Raw genomic sequence first — 25657 nt, forward strand, 5'->3', positions numbered from 1 at the left:
ACTGAAATGGTTATGCCTGGTGACAACGTTGAGATGGGCGTAGAGCTTATCCACCCAATCGCTATGGACAAAGGTCTTCGCTTCGCAATTCGTGAAGGCGGCCGTACCGTAGGCGCTGGTGTTGTTGCTAACGTCCTTAGCTAAGCATCAAAACCCTAACGCTATAGAGTTATCTAAGCGTTATGTAGTAAGAAAAAAGCCATCCTGATAAAGGGTGGCTTTTTTTATGGGGTATGAATGCGGATAAGGGGTTAAAAAGACATATAGTAAACATATCCTAAAAACGCGATGGTATTGCTGATATCAATTTTTTGTAGCCTCTGTCTGCGCAGGCACAGCAAGCAAGAAAAATTGATATCAGCAGTGTGTGATGTATCTATATTACTTTTCACTCACTATAGTAGAAGAGTAGGGCAGACAAAAACCAATCTCACCTTATATGGGTTTATACATGTACCTTAAAAAGCGCTTATTATCTGCTTGGTGTCTATTGTAATTTTTAACCGAGCTTGCTATATTAACGCTGCAGCTCATTAGCGCCTTTTATGGCTGATTTTATTATCGCTATTAAGTGCCTAATCTATAGTATTGAGTAGCAATGGTAGAATATTTTTTCTAAATGCTTGCATTCCATGCTCAATATTGTATAATGCTGTCCTTTACACCCATAGGCGATTGGCTCAATTGGTAGAGCATCGGTCTCCAAAACCGAGGGTTGTAGGTTCGAGTCCTACATCGCCTGCCATCTTCTTATCTCATCTTTGTTGTACCCCATCATCTCCGAAGCGAGTTCTTTATGAGCAATAATCAAGATAACCTCGAGACTAAGTTATCTGATGCCAAGGCGGTTGCTGGTGGAATGCTGTCTAAAAATAAGCACATCTCAGCGAGCGGTACTTCTGCTGTTGAAGTTGCTAAAACTGGTTCAGTTAAAGATGTGGTATTGTGGCTACTTGCCGCAGTAATTTTGATAGGAGCAACCTTAGTCAATCAATACTTACCAGGCTATTGGCAACCTGCCAATGATGTTTGGATGCGTATTGGTATCATCGTTGCTCTAGTTATTATTGCCTTGGTCTGCTTAGCGTTAACGCATCAAGGCCGCGCTTTTAAAATATTATTAAAAGATGCCGCCGTTGAGCTACGCCGAGTCACATGGCCTGGCAAAGATGAAACCTTTCAATACACATGGCAAACGATTGTCATGATTGCTATTGTGGGTTTTTTGGTTTGGCTATTAGATAACTTTTTTAACTGGTTCGTTGGTATTTTTATTGGTTAATGACGCGTATTAGTGTCCATTAAACCAAATTTACTTATAACGACTTAACTTTACTGATCAGGAGCGTGATATGCGTTGGTATATTGTCCAAGCGTTTTCAGGATATGAAAAGCAAGTACAACGTTCGTTAACTGATCGTATTAACCGTAGTGACTTTGCTGAGTCATTCGGTGATGTACTGGTTCCTACTGAAGAAGTCGTCGAAATGAAAGACGGCAAAAAGCGTAAAAGTGAGCGTAAGTTCTTTCCAGGCTATGTATTGATTCAGATGGAAATGAACGACAACACGTGGCATATAGTCAAAGACTGCCCTCGTATTATGGGCTTCATCGGTGGTACGCCTGAGATGCCTGCACCGATTACGCAAGTAGAAGCCGACCGTATTTTGAACCGTTTGAACCAGACTGAAACTGACCCACGTCCTAAGACGCTATTTGAGCCAGGCGAAGAGTTATTGGTTATCGATGGTCCATTTACTGACTTTAAAGGGTTGGTAGAAAAAGTGGATTATGAGAAGTCTAAACTGCATTTAACGGTAAACGTATTTAATCGCCCGACGCAAGTCGAGCTTGAGTTTAGTAAGGTTGAAAAACTAGACTAAACCGGTAAAACATTCATCAACCGGGGAGCTGTTAGTCAATGAGGTGCATACCATATTGATTTGGCGCTATTACCCATTTAGGAGAGTATCATGGCTAAGAAGATTGATGGTTACATCAAACTGCAAGTGCCTGCAGGTAAAGCAAATCCTTCACCACCGATTGGTCCAGCATTGGGTCAAAAAGGCGTGAACATCATGGCGTTCTGTAAAGAATTTAACGCTGCGACCTCAAACCAAGAGCCGGGTCTACCGATTCCTACTGAGATCACCGTATACAGCGATAAATCTTTTACCTTCATCATGAAGTCACCACCAGCGGCATACTTACTACGTAAGGCTGCTGGCATCGCTAAAGGTTCTGGTACACCTAACACCGCTAAAGTCGGTAAAGTTGACCGTGCACAATTAGAAGAAATCGTTAAGACTAAAGATGCAGACTTAACCGCTGCTGGTCTTGATGCTGCTGTCCGTACTATCGCTGGTACTGCACGTTCAATGGGTATTACCGTGGAGGGTGTGTAAATGAGTAAACTTACTAAGCGTCAAAAGCTAATCGCTGAGCGCGTTGAAAACGAAAAATTATACACTCTTGAAGAAGCCGTTCAAATCCTAAACGATTTGCCAGCCCTTAAATTCAAAGAGTCTATCGATATCGCAGTAAACTTGGGCGTTGACCCACGTAAATCTGATCAAGTCGTTCGTGGTGCTACTAACCTTCCTGCGGGTACTGGTAAAACCAAACGCGTTGCTGTATTTGCTCAAGGCGCTGCTGCTGAAGCCGCTAAAGAAGCTGGTGCTGACATCGTTGGTTTTGAAGACCTAGCTGAGCAAATCAAAGCCGGTAACATGGACTTTGACGTGGTTATCGCAGCACCTGATGCCATGCGTGTGGTTGGTCAATTGGGTACTATCTTAGGTCCACGTGGCCTAATGCCTAACCCAAAAGTTGGTACGGTAACGCCTAACGTTGCTGAAGCTGTGACTAATGCGAAAGCGGGTCAAGCACAGTACCGGGTTGATAAAGCGGGTATTATCCATACCACGATCGGTCAAGTTGGCTTTACTGCTGAGCAAGTTATGCAAAATGCTCAAGCATTGCTATCTGATCTTAAACGCGCTAAACCTGCGACGTCTAAAGGTACTTTCATTAAGAAAATTACCTTGTCTAGCACTATGGGCCCAGGCATCTCAATTGATCCTGTTCCATATCGCGTTGCCAAATAATTTTTCTATATAAAAACTGCTCTTTATTCAACTATTTTGAATAAAGCGCCTATATTGTTTTAAAGAATTAGGTCAGCGTAGCAAACGCTCCGCTGTCTAAGACCGTAGGTAGAAAGCGGTTTACTGTTACTTGTGACAATAAGCTGCTTTTGTTAATCGACGACAGGTGAAAATCTTAGTTGTCCTACGCAGACGGTGACCCACCCAGTTGTTGATAAGAGCCAATAGATTGGTATTTATACCAAATTATTACTCGATGTCAGTCTGATAACGGTGCCGTAATCAGTCGTTATGAATGAACTCTTTATGGGGTTTATAAATAACGTGTCGTATCAAGTCAGTCGTCGTAAGTTATTTACATTGTCCAAAACTTTGGTTTTAGAATATTAAATAATGAGCGGATTGATAAGATTAAAGGAGTCAACTTATGGCATTAACGCTAGAGCAAAAACAACAAGTTGTGGCTGAAGTGTCTGAAGTTGCTGCTAATGCTTACTCAGCAGTAGCTGCCGAATATCACGGTATTGGTGTTGCAAAGCTTACTCAGCTGCGCGAACAAGCTCGTGATAAAGGTGTCGTTTTGAAAGTGGTAAAAAATACCCTAGCAAAACGCGCTTTTGAAGGCACTAAGTTTGAGAGCATGTCAGACCGTATGACTGGTCCACTACTTTTGGCTTTCTCTATGGAAGATTTGGGATCTGCCGCTCGAGTCGTTTTCGACTTCAGCAAAGATAACAAAGCTTTAGAGACCAAATTGGTATCAGTCGGTGGTGAAGTTTATGGTCCAGAAGAGCTAGAGCGCGTATCGAAGCTACCAACTCGCGACGAAGCAATCTCTATCCTAATGGCTACTATGAACGCACCAGTGACCAAGCTTGTCCAGACTATGAACGCAGTTCCTGGCAAGTTCGTTCGCACGGTAGCGGCAATCAAAGACGCAAAAGAAGCTGCTTAATTGCTTGTTTTAACGTAACTTTGACATCGCCGATTGCACTGTATTGCCAACCCTATTTAAACATTTGGCAAGCAATCCAAGCGATATTAAAACCAACTAAATTTTATCAGATAACGGAGAGTTCTCATGGCACTATCTAAAGATGATGTGTTAAACGCAATCGCTGAAATGTCAGTAATGGATATCGTTGAGTTAATCAGCGACATGGAAGAAAAATTCGGCGTAACTGCTGCTGTTGCCGCTGCTGCACCTGCTGCTGGTCCTGCTGCTGCCGCTGCTGAAGAAAAAGACGAGTTTGACGTTGTTCTTGCCAGCTTTGGCGAGAAGAAAGTTGGCGTCATTAAAGCAGTTCGCGAAGCGACTGGCCTTGGCTTGAAAGAAGCGAAAGATTTGGTTGAAAGCGCTCCAGCTCCAATCAAAGAAGGCGTAAACAAAGCTGAAGCTGAAGAGTTGAAAAAGAAACTTGAAGAAGCTGGTGCAACTATTGAACTAAAATAAGTTCAACTGCTGTACAAAAAAAGCTGGTAATGCCTTGCATTATCAGCTTTTTTTTATTATAATCCGTAGCTTGACCTTTTGTGTCTGCCAACATACGTATGCAACATCACGGTGGATACCCATCAAAAGGACAGACGATATACATGCAAGCACACTTAGTAGTTATTGAAATCAGTTAACGAGCTAAACGTCGATCGATGTTTGGCATTTTTTTGTGTCTGCATGCTTTTCATTAACACTATAATTTATACTGATTCTAAAAGTCACTGCTTTATAATAAGTCACTGTTTCAAAATTTATAGTTATCTCAGATTTTTAATCTAAACGCTGTTCATTAAGTCATCTGGTAAGGTTTTACTGTCAGTATATGCACTGGTAGACGGTAGATATCAGTGACGATATTACTTATGATAGCAGATGCTGAGTAGGTTTTTAAAAAAGAAGTAACAATAGTACTTTAAGTGAATTTACAAAGAGAATCAATAGTATCTAAATGCCAGTTATTGGTCTTAGATACGGTGCAGTGGTTACTCGTAAGTACTACAAAGTTAAAAGGTGCAAAGCATTGAAATTTTTAGTGTTAGCACTCATATAGGCATGCTTAGATGCCGATTTACGCTTAAATAAACTGGATTAATTATGCACTATACGCGTGAATTAATTAGCAGTCATTAAATGAGCATGAATATCCGTTTTATATTATCGTTTACGTTGCCAAGTTTGCATGATATTCATATTAAATAGTATTGATGCAAGTCGGCCGCGCTTTCAATTTGTTTCCACGTTTACTGTAAGGACTCTCGATGGCATATTCTTATACTGAAAAAAAGCGTATTCGCAAAAGTTTTGCTGAATTGCCTACTGTGATGGACATTCCCTATTTGTTGTCTATCCAAGTAGATTCTTATGAGCAATTTTTGCAAGAGCATAAAAAGCCAAAAGCTCGTGAGAATACTGGTTTACAAGCTGCGTTTTCTTCTATTTTTCCAATTGAGAGTCACTCTGGTAACGCAGAGCTACAATTCGTTGAATATTATTTAGGTACGCCTGAGTTTGATGAGCGTGAGTGTATCTTACGTGGTTCGACCTTTGCGGCGCCAATGCGCGTTAAAATCCGCCTGATTATTAAAGATAAAGACAGCAAAGATAAAGATAGCAAAGCGGCGATTAAAGACATCCGTGAGCAAAGTGTCTATATGGGCGAGATGCCACTAATGACGGCCAACGGTACCTTTATTATCAACGGTACTGAGCGTGTGATCGTATCACAGCTACATCGCTCACCAGGTGTGTTCTTTGATCACGATAAAGGTAAGTCGCATTCAAGTGGTAAGGTGCTTTACAACGCCCGTATCATTCCTTACCGTGGTTCTTGGTTAGACTTTGAATTTGATGCCAAAGATTTGGTTTTCGCTCGTATTGACCGTCGCCGTAAATTACTTGCGTCTATTATTCTACGCGCGCTTGGTCTGACTACCTCTGAAATCTTAGATTTGTTCTTTGACAAAGTAAAAGTATATAAAGGCGAAGAGCAGTTTGAGATCGATTTGGTTGCTGATCGTCTGCGTGGCGAGATGGCACAGTTTGATATCGTATCACCAGAAGGTGAGGTAATCGTCGAGCAGGGCAAACGTATCAACGCCCGCCGTATCCGTCAGCTTGAAGAAGCCGGTATGACCAAAATTGCGATTCCTGATGAGTATTTATACGAGCGCATTTTGGCCGAAGACATCGTTGTCAATGATGAAGTGATTGCGCGTGCCAATACGCTTATTGATCATGAATTATTGGTTAAGTTAAGCTCGTATGAAGCCAGTGATTCTATCAAAGAATTTAACATTCTATTTACCAACGATATCGATCAAGGCAGTTATATTGCCGATACGCTACGTGCCGATAGCACCTCAAGCCGTGAAGAAGCCTTGATTGAAATCTATAAAGTTATGCGCCCAGGTGAGCCACCAACGGTTGAGACTGCTGAAAAACTGTTTGAGAGCATGTTCTTTAACGCTGACCGTTATGACTTATCAAACGTCGGCCGCATGAAGTTTAACCGTCGTTTGGGTCTAGAGTTTGAAGACACTGACGATGCCGATGTACAGCGCGCGCGTAGTGTTTTGACTAATGATGATATTGTCAATGTCCTAAAAGAATTGATTGAAATTCGTAATGGTCGCGGCGAAGTCGATGATATCGACCATTTAGGTAACCGCCGTATTCGTTCAGTTGGTGAGATGGCTGAAAACCAATTCCGTGTCGGCTTAGTGCGTGTTGAGCGTGCGGTTAAAGAGCGCTTATCATCAGCGGAATCTGATAACTTGTCACCTCAAGATTTGATTAACTCGAAGCCTGTAGCGGCAGCAGTGAAAGAATTCTTTGGTTCAAGTCAGTTATCACAGTTTATGGATCAGAACAATCCATTATCGGAAGTGACGCATAAACGTCGTGTATCAGCGTTAGGACCGGGCGGTTTGACCCGTGAGCGTGCAGGCTTTGAAGTACGTGACGTTCACGATACCCATTATGGCCGTGTCTGTCCGATTGAAACACCTGAAGGTCCAAACATTGGCTTGATTAACTCATTAGCGACTTTTGCTAAAACTAACAGCTTTGGCTTTTTAGAAACACCATATCGCCGTGTGGTTGACGGTAAAGTAACGGATCAAATCGAATACTTGTCAGCGATTGAAGAAGTCGGTACGGTCATTGCTCAGGCGGATTCACCAGTGACCGCTGATGGCGCGCTATCTGATGAAATGGTCAGTGTGCGTAGCTATGGTGAATTTGTACGTATGCCGCCAGAAAAAGTGACGCATATGGATGTGTCACCAAGTCAGGTGGTATCGGTTGCCGCCGGTTTGATTCCGTTCCTAGAGCATGACGATGCTAACCGAGCGCTCATGGGCTCAAACATGCAACGTCAGGCCGTTCCTACGTTACGTGCTGATAAGCCGTTAGTTGGTACTGGCATGGAGCGTCACGTTGCTCGTGACTCTGGTGTTTGTGTGATCGCGAAGCGTGGCGGTGTGATCGAAGACGTTGATGCGTCGCGTATCGTCGTGCGTGTCAATGAAGATGAAATGGTCGCCGGTGAAGCGGGTATTGATATCTACAACTTGATTAAATACACGCGCTCAAACCAAAACACTTGTATTAACCAACGTATTATCGTTAACCAAGGCGACGAAATTGCCTTTGGTGATATCTTAGCCGATGGTCCGTCAACCGACCTTGGAGAGCTTGCGTTAGGTCAGAACATTCGCATCGCCTTTATGCCTTGGAATGGTTACAACTTCGAAGATTCGATTTTGTTATCTGAAAAAGTGGTCAAAGAGGATCGTTTCACCACCATTCATATCCAAGAATTAACTTGTGTGGCACGTGATACTAAGCTTGGTACCGAAGAGATTACTGCCGATATTCCAAACGTTGGTGAAGCGGCGTTATCAAGCCTTGATGAAGCAGGTATCGTTTATATCGGTGCTGAAGTTGATGCTGGTGATATCTTAGTTGGTAAAGTCACGCCAAAAGGTGAGACGCAATTGACGCCAGAAGAAAAACTGCTCAGAGCGATCTTTGGTGAAAAAGCGGCTGATGTGAAAGACACCTCATTACGTGTACCTACATCAAGCAAAGGTACGGTCATTGACGTCCAAGTCTTTACCCGTGATGGCGTTGAAAAAGATGCGCGTGCCAAAGCGATTGAAAAATCACAGCTTGATAGCTATCGTAAAGATTTAAAAGAAGAGCTACGCATCTTTGAAGAAGCGGCTCGTGGCCGTATCGCAAGCTTGCTTGACGGTCAAAAAGTCAGTGGCGGTTCTGGTCTAAAAGCCGGTACAGTCATGGCCTTGGCTGACATGAAAGAGATGAGCCTTGAAACCTTATTAGATATTCAGCCGGTTGAAGAAGAAATCTCTGAGCGTCTGACCCAAATCGCTGATTACTTGGTCGATAAGCAAAAAGACATCGATGTGAAATTTGCTGAGAAAAAACGCAAATTGACCGCTGGTGATGATTTACAGCATGGCGTACAAAAAATCGTTAAAGTATATCTAGCGGTTAAACGCCGTATCCAGCCTGGTGATAAAATGGCCGGTCGTCATGGTAACAAAGGTGTGGTATCGCGCATTATGCCGGTTGAAGACATGCCTTATGATGAACATGGTAATACCGTTGACATCGTCTTGAACCCACTTGGTGTACCATCGCGTATGAACATCGGTCAGGTACTAGAGACGCATTTGGGTATGGCAGCGAAAGGTCTCGGCGAAAAGATTGACGGTATGCTCAAAGCGCAAGCCGCGATTAAAGATTTGCGTGATTTCTTAGATAAAATCTATAACAAGGTAGGCGGTGAGAGTGTTGATCTTGATAGCTTAAGTGATGATGACATCATGGCGCTGGCGGACAACTTACGTGACGGTGTACCAATGGGTACCGCAGTATTTGATGGTGCTCATGAGTATCAAGTCAAAGAATTGCTTGAGCTTGCGGGAATGGATCGTGATGGTCAGCAGACCTTGTATGATGGTCGTACGGGTCAGAAGTTTGACCGTAAAGTAACCGTTGGCTATATGTATATGCTCAAACTTAACCACTTGGTTGATGACAAGATGCATGCGCGTTCTACCGGTTCTTACTCGCTTGTGACGCAGCAGCCACTTGGCGGTAAAGCGCAGTTCGGTGGTCAGCGCTTCGGTGAGATGGAAGTTTGGGCCCTAGAAGCCTATGGCGCGACTTATACCTTGCAAGAGATGCTAACGGTGAAGTCGGATGACGTTGAAGGCCGTACACGTATGTACAAAAACATCGTCGATGGTGAACAATATATGGATCCAGGTATGCCTGAATCATTTAACGTATTGACCAAAGAAATCAAATCACTGGGTATTAATATTGAGTTAAAACAAAGCAACTAAAACCAACGCAGGCAAAATTGCTGTTTAACTTAGTTGTCCACTAAAGGCAGTCTGCTTTATTGCTGCTGCTTTTAGTGATTTGTCTCAACCCTATTCATTGCCTTCATTCATCTTAGCCGCGCTCATAGTACGCTGTCAGATGATTATAAAGATAACGGAGAAGCAACTTGAAAGATTTACTCGATATCATGCAAAGCCCTACCGGCAACGGTAACCATGAATTTGACAGTATTCAAATTACGTTGGCCTCACCTGATGTGATCAAATCATGGTCACATGGTGAAGTTAAAAAACCAGAAACGATTAACTATCGTACCTTTAAGCCTGAGCGTGATGGTCTGTTCTGTGCCAAAATCTTTGGCCCCGTAAAAGACTTTGAATGTTTATGCGGTAAATACAAGCGCCGTAAGTTCCAAGGCGTTATCTGTGAAAAATGTGGCGTTGAAGTCACGACCGCTAAAGTACGCCGCGATCGCATGGGTCATATCGACCTAGCCAGTCCTGTTGCGCATATTTGGTTCTTAAAATCTTTACCAAGCCGCATTGGTCTTTTGCTAGATATGACGCTTCGTGATATCGAACGCGTCCTATATTTTGAAAGCTATATCGTCACCGAGCCTGGTCTGACTTCTTTAGAGAAGTATCAGCTGCTTGATGATGAAGATTATTATAAAGCGCTTGAAGAGTTTGGCGATGAGTTCACGGCCAAAATGGGTGCTGAAGCGGTTCAAGATTTATTAAAAGATATCGATTTAGATATCGAGATTGATGAGCTGCGTGAAGCCATTCCACAAACTGGTTCTGAAACCAAGCTTAAAAAGATGTCTAAGCGTCTTAAATTATTAGAAGCATTCCGTGATTCTAATAACAAGCCTGAGTGGATGGTAATGAATATTTTACCAGTACTACCACCAGATTTGCGCCCGCTAGTACCGCTAGAAGGTGGGCGTTTTGCGACATCAGATCTAAACGATTTATATCGCCGCGTGATCAACCGTAACAACCGTCTAAAGCGTCTATTAGAGCTAAGTGCGCCTGATATCATCGTACGTAACGAAAAACGTATGTTGCAAGAGTCAGTCGATGCCTTGCTTGATAACGGTCGCCGTGGTCGTGCGATTACCGGTAGTAATAAGCGTCCATTGAAATCTTTGGCAGATATGATCAAAGGTAAGCAAGGTCGTTTCCGTCAAAACTTACTTGGTAAGCGTGTTGACTACTCTGGTCGTTCGGTCATCGTTGTAGGTCCAACGCTGCGTCTACATCAGTGTGGTCTACCAAAGAAAATGGCACTTGAGCTATTCAAGCCATTTACTTATAACAAACTATTGTCTCATGGTTTAGCGACAACGATTAAAGCCGCTAAAAAGATGGTAGAGCGTGAAGAGCCACAAGTGTGGGATATGCTGGCCATGGTTATCCGTGAGCATCCAGTACTACTAAACCGTGCGCCGACGCTTCACCGTTTGGGTCTACAAGCATTTGAGCCAGTATTGATTGAAGGTAAAGCGATTCAGCTACACCCTCTCGTTTGTACCGCGTTCAACGCTGACTTTGATGGTGACCAAATGGCGGTACATGTGCCATTGACCCTAGAAGCACAGCTTGAATCACGTGCGCTTATGATGTCGACCAACAATATCTTGTCGCCTGCCAACGGTGATCCAATCATCGTACCGTCACAGGACGTTGTATTGGGCTTGTATTACATCAGCCGTTCGTCAATCAATGCCAAAGGCGAGGGCATGATCTTTGCCACCGTTAATGAAGCATTGCGTGCGATTGGTTCAAACGATTTGCATGTTAACGCTAAGATTAAAGTGCGTGTGACGGAAACTCATGTCAACGACGAAGGTAATGAGACCAAAGAAGTCAAGATGCAAGATACCGTTGCTGGCCGTCTACTTATCTGGAATATCATGCCTAAAGGTATGACGTTTGATGAGTGTAACCAAGAGATGACCAAGAAAAATATCTCTAAGTTGATTAACTCTTGCTACCGTAAAGTTGGCGTGAAAGAAAGTGTTATGTTCGCTGACCAATTGATGTACCTTGGTTTTGCACAAGCAACCTTATCTGGCGTGTCTATCGGTATCGATGACATGGTTATTCCACCGCTAAAAAAACAAATCATCGAAACCGCTGAAGCAGAAGTTCGCGAAATTGAAGATCAATTCGAGCAAGGTTTTGTGACCGCGGGTGAGCGTTATAATAAAGTCGTCGATATCTGGTCGCGTACCAATGATAAAGTCGCTAAAGCGATGATGGATAACTTGGCAACTGATAAAGTTATCAATGCCAAAGGTGAAGAAGACGAGCAGAAATCGTTCAACTCTATCTTTATCATGTCGGATTCTGGTGCTCGTGGTAGTGCCGCTCAGATTCGTCAGTTGGCAGGTATGCGTGGTTTGATGGCAAAACCGGATGGCTCAATTATTGAGACGCCGATTAAAGCCAACTTCCGCGAAGGTCTGACCGTACTGCAGTACTTTATTTCAACGCACGGTGCGCGTAAAGGTCTTGCCGATACCGCTCTAAAAACCGCGAACTCAGGTTACTTGACGCGCCGTTTGGTTGACGTAGCGCAAGATTTGGTTATCACTAGCGAAGATTGTGGTACTGAGGAAGGCTTGCTCATGAAGCCGCACATTCAAGGTGGCGAAATCATCGAGAAGCTCGGTGAGCTAGTTCTTGGCCGTGTGACCGCGCGTGATGTTACTTACAACGATGATGCGTCAAAAGTCTTGATTCCAGCAGGTACCTTGATCGATGAGTATTGGGTAAATGTTCTTGATAACAACGCGATTGATGATATCTGGGTACGTTCGGTCATCACGTGTGATATTGAGCATGGCGTTTGTTCACAGTGTTACGGTCGTGACCTTGCTCGTGGACACAAAGTCAATATCGGCGAGTCAGTCGGTGTTATGGCAGCGCAGTCTATCGGTGAACCGGGTACTCAGTTAACCATGCGTACGTTCCACGTTGGTGGGGCCGCAAGTTCTGCTTCTGTAGACAATAGCATCTCGGCACGTAATGCGGGTCAAGTGCACTTTGAGAACATGAAAACGGTACAACATACCGATGGCCATTTGGTTATCGTATCGCGTTCAGCAGAATTGGCATTGACCGATGAGCTTGGCCGTGAGCGTGAGCGCTATAAAGTACCTTATGGTTCTAGCGTTCTTGTGAAAAACGAAGAGCAGGTCGAAGGTGGTCAAACCATCGCTAAATGGGATCCGCACACGCACCCAATTATCACAGAGTTCGCCGGTACCGCACGCTTTAGTGATATTGTTGATGGTTCGACAGCAACGGTTAAAGTTGATGATGCCACTGGTATGAGCTCGTTTGAAATCCTAGCGACTCGTGACCGTTCAAGTTCAGCCAAAGACTTACGTCCAGCGATTATCTTGAACACTGACGAAGGTAAAGAAGTGGTTTACTTCTTACCAGCTGAAACGATTATTCGTGTCAGCGATGGTGAGAAGGTTGCTGCAGGTTCTATCTTGGGCCGTGTACCACAAGCGTCTTCAGGAACCAAAGATATTACCGGTGGTCTACCACGAGTTGCTGACTTATTTGAAGCGCGTCGTCCGAAAGATCATGCCATCATGGCGGAAATGACCGGTGTCGTCAGCTTCGGCAAAGAGACCAAAGGTAAAAATCGCTTCATTATTACCAATGAAGATGGTGAAGTCCATGAAGAGCTAATCCCAAAATGGCGTCAAATCAACGTCTTTGAAAACGAGACGGTTGCTCGTGGTGAGATTATCGCTGATGGTCCACAAAACCCGCACGATATTCTACGTCTGAAAGGACAAACTGCGCTTGCTGATTATATCGTAAACGAAGTACAGGACGTTTATCGCTTGCAGGGCGTGAAAATCAACGACAAGCACATCGAAGTTATCATTCGTCAGATGCTGCGTAAAGTTGAAGTAACAGACGGTGGTGATTCAAGCTACTTCAAAGGCGATCAGGTTGAGTACGCTGATGTTAAAGCGTTGAATGCGAAACTGGAAGCGGAAGATAAATTCCCAGTTAAGTATGAGCGTCAATTGCTTGGTATTACCAAAGCAAGTCTGGCAACAGAAAGCTTTATCTCAGCGGCATCGTTCCAGGAGACAACCCGTGTCCTAACGGCAGCAGCTGTGACAGGTAAAGTCGATGAGCTACGCGGTCTAAAAGAGAACGTGGTGGTTGGTCGCTTGATTCCTGCTGGTACTGGTCTTGCTTATCATAAAGCCCGCAAAGAAAAAGCGGAGCAAAAACTGCAAGATAATGATTTGAATGCAGCGTTTGATATGTCTGCTAGTACCGATAGTACAGACTTTGCAAGCTTTGATGAAGCCTTTGCTCAAGAGCTTAACCAAGGTAATCATTAATCTAGATAACCTTTAGTTATTTTTCTCAATAAAAAAGCCAGCCTCAGTCGCTAATGCCAGTCAGTTAAGGCAAAAACTCAATAAAAGTAATAAAATAGCCCATCTAATAAGTAGATGGGCTATTTTACTATGAGACTACAAGACGCTATTAATGAGACGCATAAAAGGATTCCAGACACCCTAGAACAATTTAGTGAATTAATAGACCCTGAGTGGATACAGTAAGCTTTAGAGTATACCGGCAAAGCGAGCATTAGAAGGCGTAAGCTACCTGCCGAACACGTTGTTTGGATAGTCATCGGCACAGCTTTATATCGAAACCGTTCAATTTGGTATATCACAGAGCAGATGCGTCTTAATATAGACTCACAGGCCTGCGTACCCAGTGCAGTGGTACAAGCAAGACAACGGCTCGGGCATGAGCCTCTAAAGCAGCTATTTCATCAACTAAGTGCTCACTACCAAACAGAATCACGAGCCCAGCAGCAAGACTTCATGGGACTTAGCGTCCACGCTGTAGACGGCGTCGTATACTCACTCCCATACACTGATGAGAACCTTCAGCACTTTAGCTCAAGCAAAGGCAGAACTAAAGAGGCGCCCTATCCCCAAATGCGTTCGGTATGCCTGATCAATACTGACACGCATGAAATCATTGACACAACCCTTGGAGATATGAGTCAAGGAGAGATCACATTAGCCCGTCAGCTAAATATTCAAGACAACAGCATTACGCTCTTTGATAGAGCCTATTTCTCAGCAGACCTACTGATTAGTTGGCAACAAACCCATCCAAACAGTCACTGGCTCATGCGGGCTAAAGATAATCTGCGTTACAGTGTGATTGAAACCTTTAGTGAAGGGGACTACTTGATACAAATGCCGGTTTCTCCCCAAGCTCAAAAGAAAAATCCAAACCTACCCGATACTTGGCAAGCTCGATTAATTGAGTGTCGTTATGAGGGTAAGACAAGACGATACATCACCTCTTTAATAGATGATAAACGCTTTACTAAGGATAAAGTGGCACAGCTGTACTTGCAGCGCTGGGAGATCGAGATGGCTTTTAGGGAAATTAAGTCTGATCTACAGCAGGGGCTGTTGTTAAGAAGTAAGCTGCCGCAGCTTGTGTTACAAGAGTTCTGGGGGCTTATGATTGCTTATAATCTGATAAGACGTTTGATGCGCTATATGGCCCTTAGAGCTAAGGTTAGCCCTCTACGAATTAGCTTTCATATGGCGTCTATTACGATTGTTGATCTGTTACGGTTTGCGCCTTTACAGGCTGCAGGACTCTTCCCTAAGTTGTTAGATGCAGTTTTAGAGGAAGGAAAATTGTTTGTCATTCCTGAACGCAGAAAGCGATCTTGCCCGAGGGTGGTTAAGGGTAAACCACAAAAATATCCCAAAAAAAATACCAGTCAGCCTTAACTGACTGGCATTAGCCTCAGTCGCTGGCTTTTTTATGGCTTTAAGAAAATAAATCAGGTAAATTATTTTCTTAGACAGTCACTTAAGAGAATCGTACATTGTCATACAGAGGCTTTTTAAATTATTATTAATAGATTTTGAGCGCGTTATAGAATGATATGACATTTTCAATGATGGTAGCCAATTAAACGATTCACTTCACTCAATTAACTCATAAACACATAAGGATAAGCGCATGGCAGGTAAGACTCGCGTTGCTAAATATCAAGCTGATCGCACCAATCAAAAATTATATTTTTGTCGTTTGGCCTGTCAAGCAGCTGCTAATACGAGCGATAAACAACTATACCAAGCGCACTGTGAAACCGCTATTTTTCATTTATACGGCGCCTATCTTGCTTTTATACAAGAGCTTGGAAATTTTTATGGTTTAACGATGACCGCGCCAACCTTAGCAGACATTGAAGAAGCATTAGGCGCCCGCACGCAAGTATCACCTGAAGTACAGCGCTTAGAGCAGCTTTTACAGCAAGGTTTTTTGGCTGATATAGAGCGTGCCTATCAGCGTTGTTTATATCCAGTGTTACCTGAGAATATAATAGATGATAAGGTAATAAATGACAAGGCAGGTCGCGGCACAGCAGCACCCGATCTGATTGTTAATGTCGTTACCTTATCAAATCAGTGGCTGCCAGATGAGGCGACCGTACGCGAATGGCGTCAGCAATTATTAGAGCTGATCGAACAACTACGGGCGGGTATGGTTGAGTTTTAAATAACCTCTAGGCTTTTATACTCTGTTTAAGTAATACCAAACCCAAAATATATAGTATCATCCACTTATGACCATACCAATACATAACCTAGAAGACCATGACTTTGGCAAACACTCAAAGACTGAGCGCAATCCCAGAGCCCGACTACGCCTGCTCATCTTACACCAATATAGTATAGGCAAAGCCACCAACGATATTGCTAAAGACCTCTGCATACATCCTGAAACTGCCAGACGGACATTGAAGCGATATTATGAACGAGGACTTGAGAGTCTCTACGATCGTCATCGTCGAGGTCGTCACAGCAAATTGGCAGAAGCAGACACAGACGCTTTTAAAGCCATGATAGTCTCTGAACAAGAAAAGCGCGCTGGCGGTCGTCTAACCGGCAAAGACATTCAGCAATTGGCTAAAGAACACTACAACGCTCACTACACCGTTAACGGTATCTACGAGCTACTCAAGCGTATTAATATGAGTTGGATAAGTGCTCGTAGTCAGCATCCAAAAGCCGACCCACAAGCTCAAGACGCTTTTAAAAAAACTTTATAGCACAGGTTAAGGCGTCACTGCCTACTGATGTGAGCCTAGATCAAGTGGACATCTGGTTTCAAGATGAAACTCGAATAGGACAACAAGGCTCATTGACCAGAGTTTGGCATTACCGCGGTGGGCGACCTCGACTGATCAAGCAGCAACAGTTTCATTCCGCTTATCTGTTTGGTGCCTTTTGGTAAGCGACAAAGAAGGCTGTCGGCTTAGTACTGCCTTCAGTGAATAAACATACCATGTTATTGCATATGCAAGAGATTAGTAAAGCCGTTCCAAAAGGACGTCATGCGGTGGTGGTGATGGACGGCGCATTATGGCATCAACCAAGCTTGAATCAGGCTAATGTCACTATGCTTAAACTACCGCCTTATTCACCTGAGCTGAATCCTTCTGAGAGAGTATGGCAGTACCTTAAGCAAAATGAGCTATCTAATCGTTGTTATGACAGTTATGAGGCTATTGTCGATGCCACTTGCTTGGCTTGGAATAATTTGCTTAAACAGCCACAAAGAATTCGGTCGTTAACTGCTCGTGCTTGGGCGCAACTTTAATTGTTGGGTTTGGTATAATAGGCTTTATTTTTATAAATAAGTGTTAATAAAAAAGGTCTGGCACAGTGAAATTGTGCCAGACCTTTTCTTTACATCTACACCAAAACTGCCCCTTATTTATTCGGGCATCGGCGGCATGCGCTCAACCGGCGTGGCTGATAAAGGTTTGTTTTGAGGATTACCGTTATCAGTACGACTTGGTTTTGGTTTTTCAGGAGCGGGTCGATTTTGAATCTGCTCTTCAACTGGCTCAGGGGCAGGTGGCTTACGTTGTTGAGTGGTGGTTTTGACTGGCTTTGCTGATTTGCCATCATCTGCTTCTTCATCTTCAAGCTCAGCTGCGCCTTCGTCCATCATTTCTATGATAGTCTGCTTCTGCTTTTTAGATTTGGCACGGTTATTGATAGCTACCCATTGATGAGGGGTGTTATTTAACTGGGCTTTCATAAAGTCCATCCAAACAGGCAGCGCTGCCACGCCGCCATATTCACGGCGTCCAAGCGTTGATGGCTGATCAAAGCCCATCCAAACGACAGTAGCATTGGTAGGATGAAACCCTGCAAACCATGCGTCTTTTGCTTCATTCGTCGTTCCGGTTTTGCCACCAATGTCATCGCGTCCCAACGCTTTCGCGCGCACAGCCGTACCGCGCTGGATAACGTCGCGTAGAATATCGGCCATCTCAAAAGCCACTCGCGGTTTTAAAATACGCGGCGCTTGCTCAGCACGTACATACTGCAAAACTGGCGCTTTTAGGCGATCCGAATCTGGACTGGCATCATAAACTTCTACATCAAGTGCTTTGCTATCTTTTAATGGACTGTCTTCTGTAGCATCAGAATCTGAACTATTTTCAGCTTTAATATCGCTCTCTGATTTTTTCGACGCCTTATTTTCTTCTTCTACTTTTGCTTCATAATCTTCGATAAGTTTTTTGTTGAGGTCGTCGAGCTGTTCATTAAAACATAACGCGCATGCTTGTTGCGGGTTGGCTTGAAACAGCAGCTTATTATTATAATTATAAATTTGGTCGATAAAATAAGGCTGAATACGATGACCACCATTGGCAAAGGTCGCATAAGCCGTCGCCATTTGTAATGGGGTAGCTTGACCTGTGCCCAATGCTAACGACAAAGTGGTAGGCAGCTTTTCTTTATCGAGTCCAAACTCATCTAATAAATTACGTGCATCGGAGATACCAATGGCTTGTAGCAAGCGAATAGACACTAAGTTACGTGATAAATAAAGTCCACGGCGCAAGGTAATATCGCCTAAAAAACGTTGGTCAGAGTTTTTAGGTTTCCAATCGCCTACTTGAATCGGACGGTCTGAAACAATGCTGTCTGGGCGGTAGCCTTTTTCTAGGGCCGCGGTATAAACCAGTGGTTTAATCGTTGAGCCGGGCTGGCGCCAGCCTTGTAGGGCGCGGTTAAATTTACTGTGATTAAAATCAAAACCGCCAACCAAAGCTCGTACAGCGCCTGTTTCAGGGTTTAAGGAAACCAAACTGCCTTGTACGTCTGGTATTTGACTCAATTGCCAACTGCCATTAGCGGCTGGTATCAAGCGCACGATGTCATTTTTACTAACAATCTGGCTGGCATTACTCGGAAAATAGCCAATACGGTCGGCAGAAATATATTTACGTGCCCAGCTCATGCCAGACCAGTTGACGGTGACGTTTTCACCGGACTGCAGGGTTGCTTCAAAACTGCGCGAGTTAACCTTAGTGACTTTTGCCGGCGACATACTGCTATAACGACGGAATTTTTCCAGCGGTTCACCGTTTGCTTCTGGACCGCGCCAACCATGACGATGCTCGTAGGCCACAAGCCCCGTCAATATTGCCTTTTCTGCTGCTTTTTGCGCTTCACTATCAACAGTCAAACGCACGCGCCAACCGCCATTCATGACTTGTTCGCCATAGCGCTCGACCAAGGCAGAACGTGTCATCTCTGCCAAATACGGCATGTTCATATCAAGCTTTTCTTGATACAGGTTGATACCGATAGGGGCGTTGATGGCTTCGTCGTGCTGCGCCTTAGTGATATAACCAAGCTCATGCATACGGCCGATAATCCAGTTGCGGCGGGTTAGCGCACGACTAGGATTGGCGACAGGATTGTATTTAGAAGGGGCTTTTGGCAAACCTGCAAGCATAGCCATCTCGGCCACCGTCAGGTTATCAAGTGATTTACTATAGTATTTCTTGGCAGCAGCACGGATACCGTAAGCGCCTTCGCCTAGATAGATTTTATTGACATATAAAGTAAGAATGTCGTTTTTACTGAGCTCATCTTCTATTTTACGGGCCAAAAACAGCTCTGTTAATTTACGATTTAATGTACGTTCCGGGCTTAAGAAATAGTTTTTAGCGACCTGCATAGTGATGGTAGAGCCGCCGGTTTGACTTTCATCGTCGGTTACCACTTCGGTCACAGCGCGACCAAGTCCTTTAATGCTGATACCGCTATGCTGAAAAAATGTTGCATCTTCTGCCGCCAAAAAGGCATGGGTTAAGCCTTCAGGGATTTCGTCAAACGTAACCGGCAACGATAGACGATTGCCATACTGGCCAATTAGCTTATCGTCACTACTATAAATCTGTAAAGGCATCTCAAGATTGGCGGTTTTAATCTCTTGTGTACTGGGTAAGGTTGGCGCTAAATACATCGCCATACCATAAAAACCAATCGGTACAGCAAGCGCTAAAATAAGCGCTAACGCTAAGCAGGCAATGAAAAGCCCCACCAAAAAGTGAATGAGACGAGCGGTAGCATTTTTTTTGGTCATAATCAGGCTTATCAATTAAAATTTGCAACAGGTAGGAGATTATACCTTGAACAAAATAGGCAAGTAATAATAAATGTGTAATTGTGCCTTAATAAGTAATTTAAATGCTTGAATCTATCTGTTAAGTAAAGTATTGTACTAAATTATTACAAATAACTATCAGAATGTACACTTAATATAAGGTATAGAGTTTGTGAGGCTATTTACTTCTAAAAGTCGGCATTTGATTGGTGTGGATATTTGCGCCACGTCAGTAAAGCTGGTCGACATTCAGCGCCAACAAGGTATCTTTCATTTAAAGTCTTACGGTATCGAAGCGCTACCAGAAGGCGTAGTCGTCGACAAACTCATCGTAGACACTGAAGCAGTGGGTAATACTATAGCAAGCCTAGCAAGGCGTTGCCAAGCTGCGGGCAGTAGTGCGGCAACTGCTGTATCAGGTTCCGCCGTCATTACCAAAATTATTGATATGGATATGGTGCTTAACGATGTCGAGCGTGAAGCACAAATTCGTTTGGATGCTGATCAATATATTCCTTATCCATTAGAAGATGTAAATTTGGACTTTGAGGTACTAGGGCCGTCACTGATAAACGATAATATGGTGCAAGTGCTCCTGGCGGCGTCACGCTCAGAAAACGTCGACCAGAGAGTCGATGCGCTCACTTTTGGCGGTTTACAAACCAAAGTGATGGATATCGAATCGCATGCCATTGAGCGTGCTTTTGGATTAATGGCAGATAACTTGCCAAATGTACCAGACTTGGTCGCTTTAGTCGATATTGATCATAATCAAACTACATTATATATTGCTAAAAATGGTGAGTTTATATATAGTCGTGAACAATTATTTGGTGGTGCTCAGCTCACTGATGCGATTCAAAACCGTTATGGACTATCTGCTGAAGAAGCAACCATTAGCAAACGTGAACGCACTTTACCTGATGATTACTATCCTGAGGTTTTGACACCGTTTATCGAAAATACCATCCAGCAAATTACGCGCTCATTACAGTTTTACTTCTCATCTAGCCAATACAGCAGTATTGATCATGTCGTGCTAGCGGGTGGTAGCAGCTCTATTGCAGGGCTTGCCGGTATGGCGCAGCAACGATTGGGTGTCCCTGTCACTATCGCAAATCCGTTCATCAACATGACCATCGCTCCGCACATTGACAATGAGCAACTGGCGATTGATGCACCAAGCTTAATGGCCGCGTGCGGTCTTGCGTTAAGGAGCTTCGACTAATGGCTCGTATTAACTTATTGCCCTGGCGGCAAGAAGAGCGCGAACGCCGCAATAAAGAATTTATCACTTTGGTTGCCGCAGTAACTTTGTTAACTCTATTAGCGGCATTCGCCTCATGGAGCTATTTTAACAATGAACTCGATGAGCAATTGGATGCCAATGCACTGATTGAGCAAGAAAACGTTCGCTTAGACAAAGCCTTGGTCGAGATTGATAGCTTAGAGCAGCGCCGTGAAGACATCATCTCACGCATGCAGGTTATCCAAGATTTACAAGGACGACGCCCGGTTCCAGTCCGTATATGGGATGATCTTGCCAAAGCAATACCGCCCGCGCTGTATTTAACCAATTTAAAACGCGAAGGCGATGTACTGACGTTAACAGGTCTTGCTGACAATCCAAACGTCGTCTCTAGCTTGATTCGTAATTTAGATAGCAGTAAATGGATGGGCAATTCAGCGGTAAGCAATATTCAGCAGAATATCAGCGCTTATCAAGCCGCGCCCGCCTTAGAAAATACGGTAACCACTGGAGAGCAGTCGCGCCCGGTTTATCCTGAAGACAGCTATGTTCAGTTTGTTGTCACGACTAAAGTACAGTCAGAAACAGCAGAAGAGATTGAGGCTAACGCTGCGTCTGGAGGTGAGTTATGAAACTGATTCGAAAAAAGAGCTTGGTTAAAACCAAGAAAGAGGCGCTAAGTACAAAAAAGCAGTTTGACTTAAATGAGTTTCGCCGTAGTTTTGAATCATTAGACAGCGAAAACTACGGCAGCTGGCCGCTTCCTGTCAAAGTCACCGTGATTGGATTTATTATTGCTTTGATTGCAGCACTATCTTGGGCGCTGCCAATCAGCAGCAAAATTGATGAAATTAATGCGGCTGAAAGTCAGCAGCAAACTTTACTTGATAGCTACCGCGAAAAAGAATCGCGTGCACGTCATTTAAAAGCCTATCAAGCGCAAGTGATTCAAATGGAAACTGAGTTTAATACTTTACTCGATCAACTCCCAAAAGATACCCGCGTATCAGAGCTGGTCGAAGGTATCAATATGACGGGCGTTGGCAGTAACATTCGTTTTCAAGATATCTCTGTTGAGCCTGAAATTGAAAATGAGTTTTTTATTGAGCAGCCTATTCGTATCGCTGCCTTAGGAGAATACCATCAGTTTGGTAGCTTTATCAGTGGTCTTGCTGCCTTGCCGCGTATTATTACCATGCATGATTTTGAAGTCAGTAATCCGCAGCCAACTCTAGATGTATTACCTGAGCTCAATCTGGTGCTACAAACCAAAACCTATCGCTCAAAAGAAGCTGCTCCTGAAGGTGAAGAAACCACTGCACCAGATGCTGCTACTGATGCTGCAGGAGGCAACTAATGCGTAACCAAAAACTGCCCATGCTGCTGATTTTAAGCGCGACTGTTTTGTCAATGACCGGTTGTACTGACCGTATTGGCATGGCAGAGCAGGCGATGACTGATATTCGTAATCAGCCAGCACAGCCGATTGAGCCGCCGCCCAAGGCTGAGCTGGTAGAAGATTTTGTTTATAGTGCCAGTACGCAACGCAGCCCATTTTTGCCGCCAAGCTTAGTAAATGTCCAAGGCCCTGCCACCTCTATTGATGGTGTGCGCCCTGATATAACCCGAGTGAAAGAACCACTTGAACAATATGAGCTATCGCAACTCGTCTTTCGCGGCGTCGTTATTTCACCTGAAGGTCAGCAATATGCTTTAGTACAGCGTCCTGACGGTTCGGTTGCGAGCGTAAGAGTCGGTAACTATCTTGGCTTAAATGACGGCCGTATTGTTGAAATCACGCCGACCCAGATTAACTTGATTGAAATTGTGCCAGACAGCCGCGCCGGGTTTGTTGAAAAACCCCAGTCGCTGGTCTCCCCTATAAGCTAAGTCGGCAGATTTTTTGAGGAATATATAATGACAGTACGCAACAACAAGGTAATGACGATGAGCGACCGCGTATCTTCTAGTTTTGCCATCTCTGTATTGGCAATGAGTATGGTAGCAATAAGTAGCAGTGCTCATGCTGAGCAGCGTATCAATAACGTCTCTGTGGTACAAACAGCGCCAGCGGTTACCCAAATGCGCTTAGGGTTTGCCGGTAAGCCAGTATTACCTGCTGCCTATCAGCTTGATAATCCAAGCCGTTTGGTATTAGATTTTGAACAAGTGCAAAATGGGCTTGCCAGCCGTTTTAGTGAATATAATGTTGGTATGATCAACGATGTCACCACTCTAAATAGTGACAATACCACGCGTCTGATCGTCGGTCTCAAACAAGCGGGCAATTATACTACCGCTATTGAGGGCAATAATTTGCTGCTAACCATCAGCGACCCTAGTCGTCCGGTAGTTAATCAAGTAGTTACCAATGACCCAGTCCAAGATGTATTAAATGGCAACGCAGCTATCACCACTACTGCGGTAGTGACGCCAATTGTTGAGAGCAGTAGCGTTGCCGTTGCGCCAATTAAAACCAGAGTAGTAAAAAATCAAGCAGTTGCAACACAGGCACCTGCTGACACTATGGTAGTGCGCGTCAATCCTTTATTAAGCCCACAGCTTGCCGCCTCACAAGTGAGTAAGCAATATAGTTATGATGGTTTAACGGCGGTTAATTTCACCAAAGCCAATGACGGCGGCGGTAACGTTAGCATTGCGCTCGCTAACGAAGCTATTCCAGTAGACGTGCAGCGCCAAGGTAATAAATTGGTCGTTCGTTTAACGGGTAGCACGGTACCGAGAAACTTGCTGCGCCGCTTGAATGTTAATAGCGGTCTGGTTGATAGTATTGATACCAAAAACCAAGGGCAAAATGGTGTGATCACTATTAATGTCAAAGAAGATTTTGAATATCAGGCTTACCAATCAGGCAATCAATTAAACATCAATATCAGAAAGCCTGAGCTACTACGCGAGCCGACATTAGAAGAAAAAGTCTATACCGGCGAAGCATTATCGATGGAGTTTCAAGACGTCGAAATCCGTAGTGTTTTAGATATATTGGCCCAGTTTACAGAAATGAATATTGTGGCGAGTGACTCGGTAGCGGGCAACATCACTTTGCGCTTGATTAATGTTCCTTGGGATCAAGCGTTAGATATCATTCTAAAAAGTAAGAATCTTGGCAAACGTGAAAACGGTAATGTGATTTTGGTCGCACCTTCGACTGAGCTTGCAGAACAAGAAGCGCGTGAGCTTGAAGCGCAGCAAGCGGTTGAGTCTTATGCACCGCTACGCACGGAATACATTCGCTTAAGCTATGCTAAGGCAGCAGATGTATTGACGCTGATCTCTCAAGGCAGTGGTTCAACAGGTAGTAGCGGTACTGGCAACGCAAACTCTGTTGATAACAATACCTTGTTGTCTAACCGTGGTACGGTAACGGTCGATGAGCGTACCAATACCTTGATTATCAAAGACGTTGCTGAAAGCATCGAGAATATTCATAAGCTGATTGGTAAAATTGATATTCCAGTCCGTCAGGTCATGATTGAAGCGCGTATCGTTAGCGCAACCGATAGCTTTAGTAAAGAGATTGGTGTGCGTTGGGGGATTTTATCAAACGGCGCTGCCAATAACCGTAACTTGCTGGTCGGTGGTAGCAATCAGACGCTATGGGACTTGAAAGATTTTGACGTAGAGACGACGACCGTCAATGGTCAAACAGTTTCTTATCCTAAGTATGACATCAGCCGTCCTGATAACTTAAACGTGGATTTAGGGGTTGCCAACCCAGCGGGTAGGATTGCTTTTGGACTGCTTAGCATGTCAGATGTGATGCTCGATCTTGAATTATCGGCCCTACAAGCAGATAACCGTGGTGAAGTGATTTCGACGCCAAAGATTTTGACCGCTGATAAACAAACGGCAAAAGTATCTTCTGGTACGCAAATTCCTTATCAAGAAGCCTCGGCCAGTGGCGCGACTACCACCAGCTTTAAAGAAGCGGCATTGAGCTTGGAAGCCACGCCAAACATTACCCCAGACGGTAAAATTGGTTTGCAGCTGCTTATCACCAATGGCACACCGACCATTATTAATAATCAGGTCGCGATTGCTGAAGATTCTATTTCAACCAATGTGATTGTGGAAGATGGGCAAACCGTTGTACTGGGCGGCGTCTTTAAAAACCGTACTAACAATGAAGTATCTAAAGTACCTTTCTTAGGCGACTTACCTTATGTTGGTCGTGCGTTCCGCAAGGATGTACGTAATAACTCCAAAGAAGAGCTATTGATCTTTGTCACGCCAAAATTGATTAATGATGGTACCAGTCGCCTAAATTAATCTAGCGTTTCATTATTTCATAATAGAAAAAAGCAAGCAGCGACGCTTGCTTTTTTTATGGCTGATTTTCGTAATTGCTTAGATTTTACTGACAATAATCAATATACGTTACTAGCCAGAATAT

The 25657-nt window shown here is 44.0% G+C and carries 17 protein-coding genes, 1 tRNA gene and 3 pseudogenes; 20 read left to right on the forward strand and 1 reads right to left on the reverse strand.

Features of this window, described 5'->3' with window-relative positions; translation table 11 throughout:
* From tuf to FOR85_RS10880, 15 genes and pseudogenes are all read left to right on the forward strand, one after another.
* A pseudogene (tuf, locus tag FOR85_RS10815) lies at window positions 1-144 on the forward strand (elongation factor Tu); the annotation flags it as partial.
* A gap of 525 nt (window positions 145-669) precedes the next feature.
* Window positions 670-745: transfer RNA gene (locus tag FOR85_RS10820), tRNA-Trp, on the forward strand.
* Between the two features lie 51 nt (window positions 746-796).
* Window positions 797-1282: a preprotein translocase subunit SecE gene (secE, locus tag FOR85_RS10825; RefSeq protein ID WP_144297915.1), complete on the forward strand. Its 486-nt coding sequence runs from the start codon at window positions 797-799 to the stop codon at window positions 1280-1282.
* A 70-nt stretch (window positions 1283-1352) separates the two neighbouring features.
* On the forward strand, window positions 1353-1883 hold the full coding sequence (nusG, locus tag FOR85_RS10830; protein WP_057761729.1) for a transcription termination/antitermination protein NusG: 531 nt from the start codon (window positions 1353-1355) through the stop codon (window positions 1881-1883).
* 90 nt (window positions 1884-1973) lie between these two features.
* Window positions 1974-2405 (forward strand): 50S ribosomal protein L11, encoded by a 432-nt coding sequence (gene rplK, locus FOR85_RS10835; RefSeq protein ID WP_068405081.1) that lies wholly within the window; start codon window positions 1974-1976, stop codon window positions 2403-2405.
* Window positions 2406-3107, forward strand: coding sequence for a 50S ribosomal protein L1 (rplA, locus tag FOR85_RS10840; RefSeq protein WP_144297916.1), 702 nt, complete (start codon window positions 2406-2408; stop codon window positions 3105-3107).
* 427 nt (window positions 3108-3534) lie between these two features.
* A complete protein-coding gene (rplJ, locus tag FOR85_RS10845) occupies window positions 3535-4062 on the forward strand; it encodes a 50S ribosomal protein L10 (protein ID WP_025652244.1) in 528 nt (175 codons plus the stop codon).
* 126 nt (window positions 4063-4188) lie between these two features.
* On the forward strand, window positions 4189-4560 hold the full coding sequence (gene rplL / locus FOR85_RS10850; RefSeq protein ID WP_144297917.1) for a 50S ribosomal protein L7/L12: 372 nt from the start codon (window positions 4189-4191) through the stop codon (window positions 4558-4560).
* An 803-nt stretch (window positions 4561-5363) separates the two neighbouring features.
* Entirely contained in the window at window positions 5364-9482 is a 4119-nt protein-coding gene (gene rpoB / locus FOR85_RS10855) for a DNA-directed RNA polymerase subunit beta (RefSeq protein ID WP_144297918.1), read from the forward strand.
* A gap of 167 nt (window positions 9483-9649) precedes the next feature.
* Window positions 9650-13870 (forward strand): DNA-directed RNA polymerase subunit beta', encoded by a 4221-nt coding sequence (rpoC, locus tag FOR85_RS10860; protein WP_144297919.1) that lies wholly within the window; start codon window positions 9650-9652, stop codon window positions 13868-13870.
* A 237-nt stretch (window positions 13871-14107) separates the two neighbouring features.
* Window positions 14108-15301 (forward strand): annotated as a pseudogene (locus FOR85_RS10865) (IS4 family transposase); the annotation flags it as partial.
* Window positions 15302-15536: 235 nt separating this feature from the next.
* Window positions 15537-16076 (forward strand): DUF6586 family protein, encoded by a 540-nt coding sequence (locus tag FOR85_RS10870; protein WP_144297920.1) that lies wholly within the window; start codon window positions 15537-15539, stop codon window positions 16074-16076.
* Window positions 16077-16143: 67 nt separating this feature from the next.
* Window positions 16144-16629 carry a winged helix-turn-helix domain-containing protein gene (locus FOR85_RS10875; protein ID WP_144297921.1) on the forward strand — a complete coding sequence of 162 codons (486 nt, stop codon included), beginning with the start codon at window positions 16144-16146 and terminating at the stop codon, window positions 16627-16629.
* A 29-nt stretch (window positions 16630-16658) separates the two neighbouring features.
* Window positions 16659-16814 carry a hypothetical protein gene (locus tag FOR85_RS12650; RefSeq protein WP_156508462.1) on the forward strand — a complete coding sequence of 52 codons (156 nt, stop codon included), beginning with the start codon at window positions 16659-16661 and terminating at the stop codon, window positions 16812-16814.
* Window positions 16815-16832: 18 nt separating this feature from the next.
* Window positions 16833-17180 (forward strand): annotated as a pseudogene (locus tag FOR85_RS10880) (transposase); the annotation flags it as partial.
* Window positions 17181-17297: 117 nt separating this feature from the next.
* Here FOR85_RS10880 and FOR85_RS10885 read toward each other — a convergent pair.
* On the reverse strand, window positions 17298-19973 hold the full coding sequence (locus FOR85_RS10885; RefSeq protein ID WP_144297923.1) for a penicillin-binding protein 1A: 2676 nt from the start codon (window positions 19971-19973) through the stop codon (window positions 17298-17300).
* A gap of 193 nt (window positions 19974-20166) precedes the next feature.
* Between FOR85_RS10885 and FOR85_RS10890 the strand changes: the two genes are divergently transcribed.
* Genes FOR85_RS10890 through pilQ form a run of 5 tightly spaced genes read left to right on the forward strand, consistent with a single transcriptional unit; the run spans window position 20167 to window position 25533 of the window.
* The gene (locus FOR85_RS10890) at window positions 20167-21222 is read left to right on the forward strand and encodes a pilus assembly protein PilM (RefSeq protein ID WP_144297924.1); all 1056 of its coding nucleotides are present in this window, start codon (window positions 20167-20169) and stop codon (window positions 21220-21222) included.
* On the forward strand, window positions 21222-21875 hold the full coding sequence (locus FOR85_RS10895; RefSeq protein WP_144297925.1) for a PilN domain-containing protein: 654 nt from the start codon (window positions 21222-21224) through the stop codon (window positions 21873-21875). Before FOR85_RS10890 ends, FOR85_RS10895 begins: the two co-directional genes overlap by 1 nt.
* On the forward strand, window positions 21872-22600 hold the full coding sequence (locus tag FOR85_RS10900; protein WP_144297926.1) for a type 4a pilus biogenesis protein PilO: 729 nt from the start codon (window positions 21872-21874) through the stop codon (window positions 22598-22600). Before FOR85_RS10895 ends, FOR85_RS10900 begins: the two co-directional genes overlap by 4 nt.
* Window positions 22600-23133: a pilus assembly protein PilP gene (locus FOR85_RS10905; protein WP_144297927.1), complete on the forward strand. Its 534-nt coding sequence runs from the start codon at window positions 22600-22602 to the stop codon at window positions 23131-23133. Before FOR85_RS10900 ends, FOR85_RS10905 begins: the two co-directional genes overlap by 1 nt.
* A 27-nt stretch (window positions 23134-23160) precedes the next feature.
* The gene (gene pilQ, locus FOR85_RS10910) at window positions 23161-25533 is read left to right on the forward strand and encodes a type IV pilus secretin PilQ (protein ID WP_144297928.1); all 2373 of its coding nucleotides are present in this window, start codon (window positions 23161-23163) and stop codon (window positions 25531-25533) included.
* Window positions 25534-25657: the final 124 nt, after the last annotated feature.

The organism is Psychrobacter sp. YGAH215 (assembly GCF_007280595.1).
GTDB classification, from domain to species: Bacteria; Pseudomonadota; Gammaproteobacteria; order Pseudomonadales; family Moraxellaceae; genus Psychrobacter; species Psychrobacter faecalis.

Coding starts and splice junctions, on each gene's coding strand:
- FOR85_RS10870 (WP_144297920.1), top strand. CDS start 15,537: ATGGCAGGTAAGACTCGCGTTGCTAAATATCAAGCTGATCGCACCAAT.
- rplL (WP_144297917.1), top strand. CDS start 4,189: ATGGCACTATCTAAAGATGATGTGTTAAACGCAATCGCTGAAATGTCA.
- FOR85_RS10885 (WP_144297923.1), bottom strand. CDS start 19,973: ATGACCAAAAAAAATGCTACCGCTCGTCTCATTCACTTTTTGGTGGGG.
- rplJ (WP_025652244.1), top strand. CDS start 3,535: ATGGCATTAACGCTAGAGCAAAAACAACAAGTTGTGGCTGAAGTGTCT.
- pilQ (WP_144297928.1), top strand. CDS start 23,161: ATGACAGTACGCAACAACAAGGTAATGACGATGAGCGACCGCGTATCT.
- FOR85_RS10905 (WP_144297927.1), top strand. CDS start 22,600: ATGCGTAACCAAAAACTGCCCATGCTGCTGATTTTAAGCGCGACTGTT.
- FOR85_RS10895 (WP_144297925.1), top strand. CDS start 21,222: ATGGCTCGTATTAACTTATTGCCCTGGCGGCAAGAAGAGCGCGAACGC.
- FOR85_RS10900 (WP_144297926.1), top strand. CDS start 21,872: ATGAAACTGATTCGAAAAAAGAGCTTGGTTAAAACCAAGAAAGAGGCG.
- FOR85_RS10875 (WP_144297921.1), top strand. CDS start 16,144: ATGACCATACCAATACATAACCTAGAAGACCATGACTTTGGCAAACAC.
- secE (WP_144297915.1), top strand. CDS start 797: ATGAGCAATAATCAAGATAACCTCGAGACTAAGTTATCTGATGCCAAG.
- rplK (WP_068405081.1), top strand. CDS start 1,974: ATGGCTAAGAAGATTGATGGTTACATCAAACTGCAAGTGCCTGCAGGT.
- nusG (WP_057761729.1), top strand. CDS start 1,353: ATGCGTTGGTATATTGTCCAAGCGTTTTCAGGATATGAAAAGCAAGTA.
- rplA (WP_144297916.1), top strand. CDS start 2,406: ATGAGTAAACTTACTAAGCGTCAAAAGCTAATCGCTGAGCGCGTTGAA.
- rpoB (WP_144297918.1), top strand. CDS start 5,364: ATGGCATATTCTTATACTGAAAAAAAGCGTATTCGCAAAAGTTTTGCT.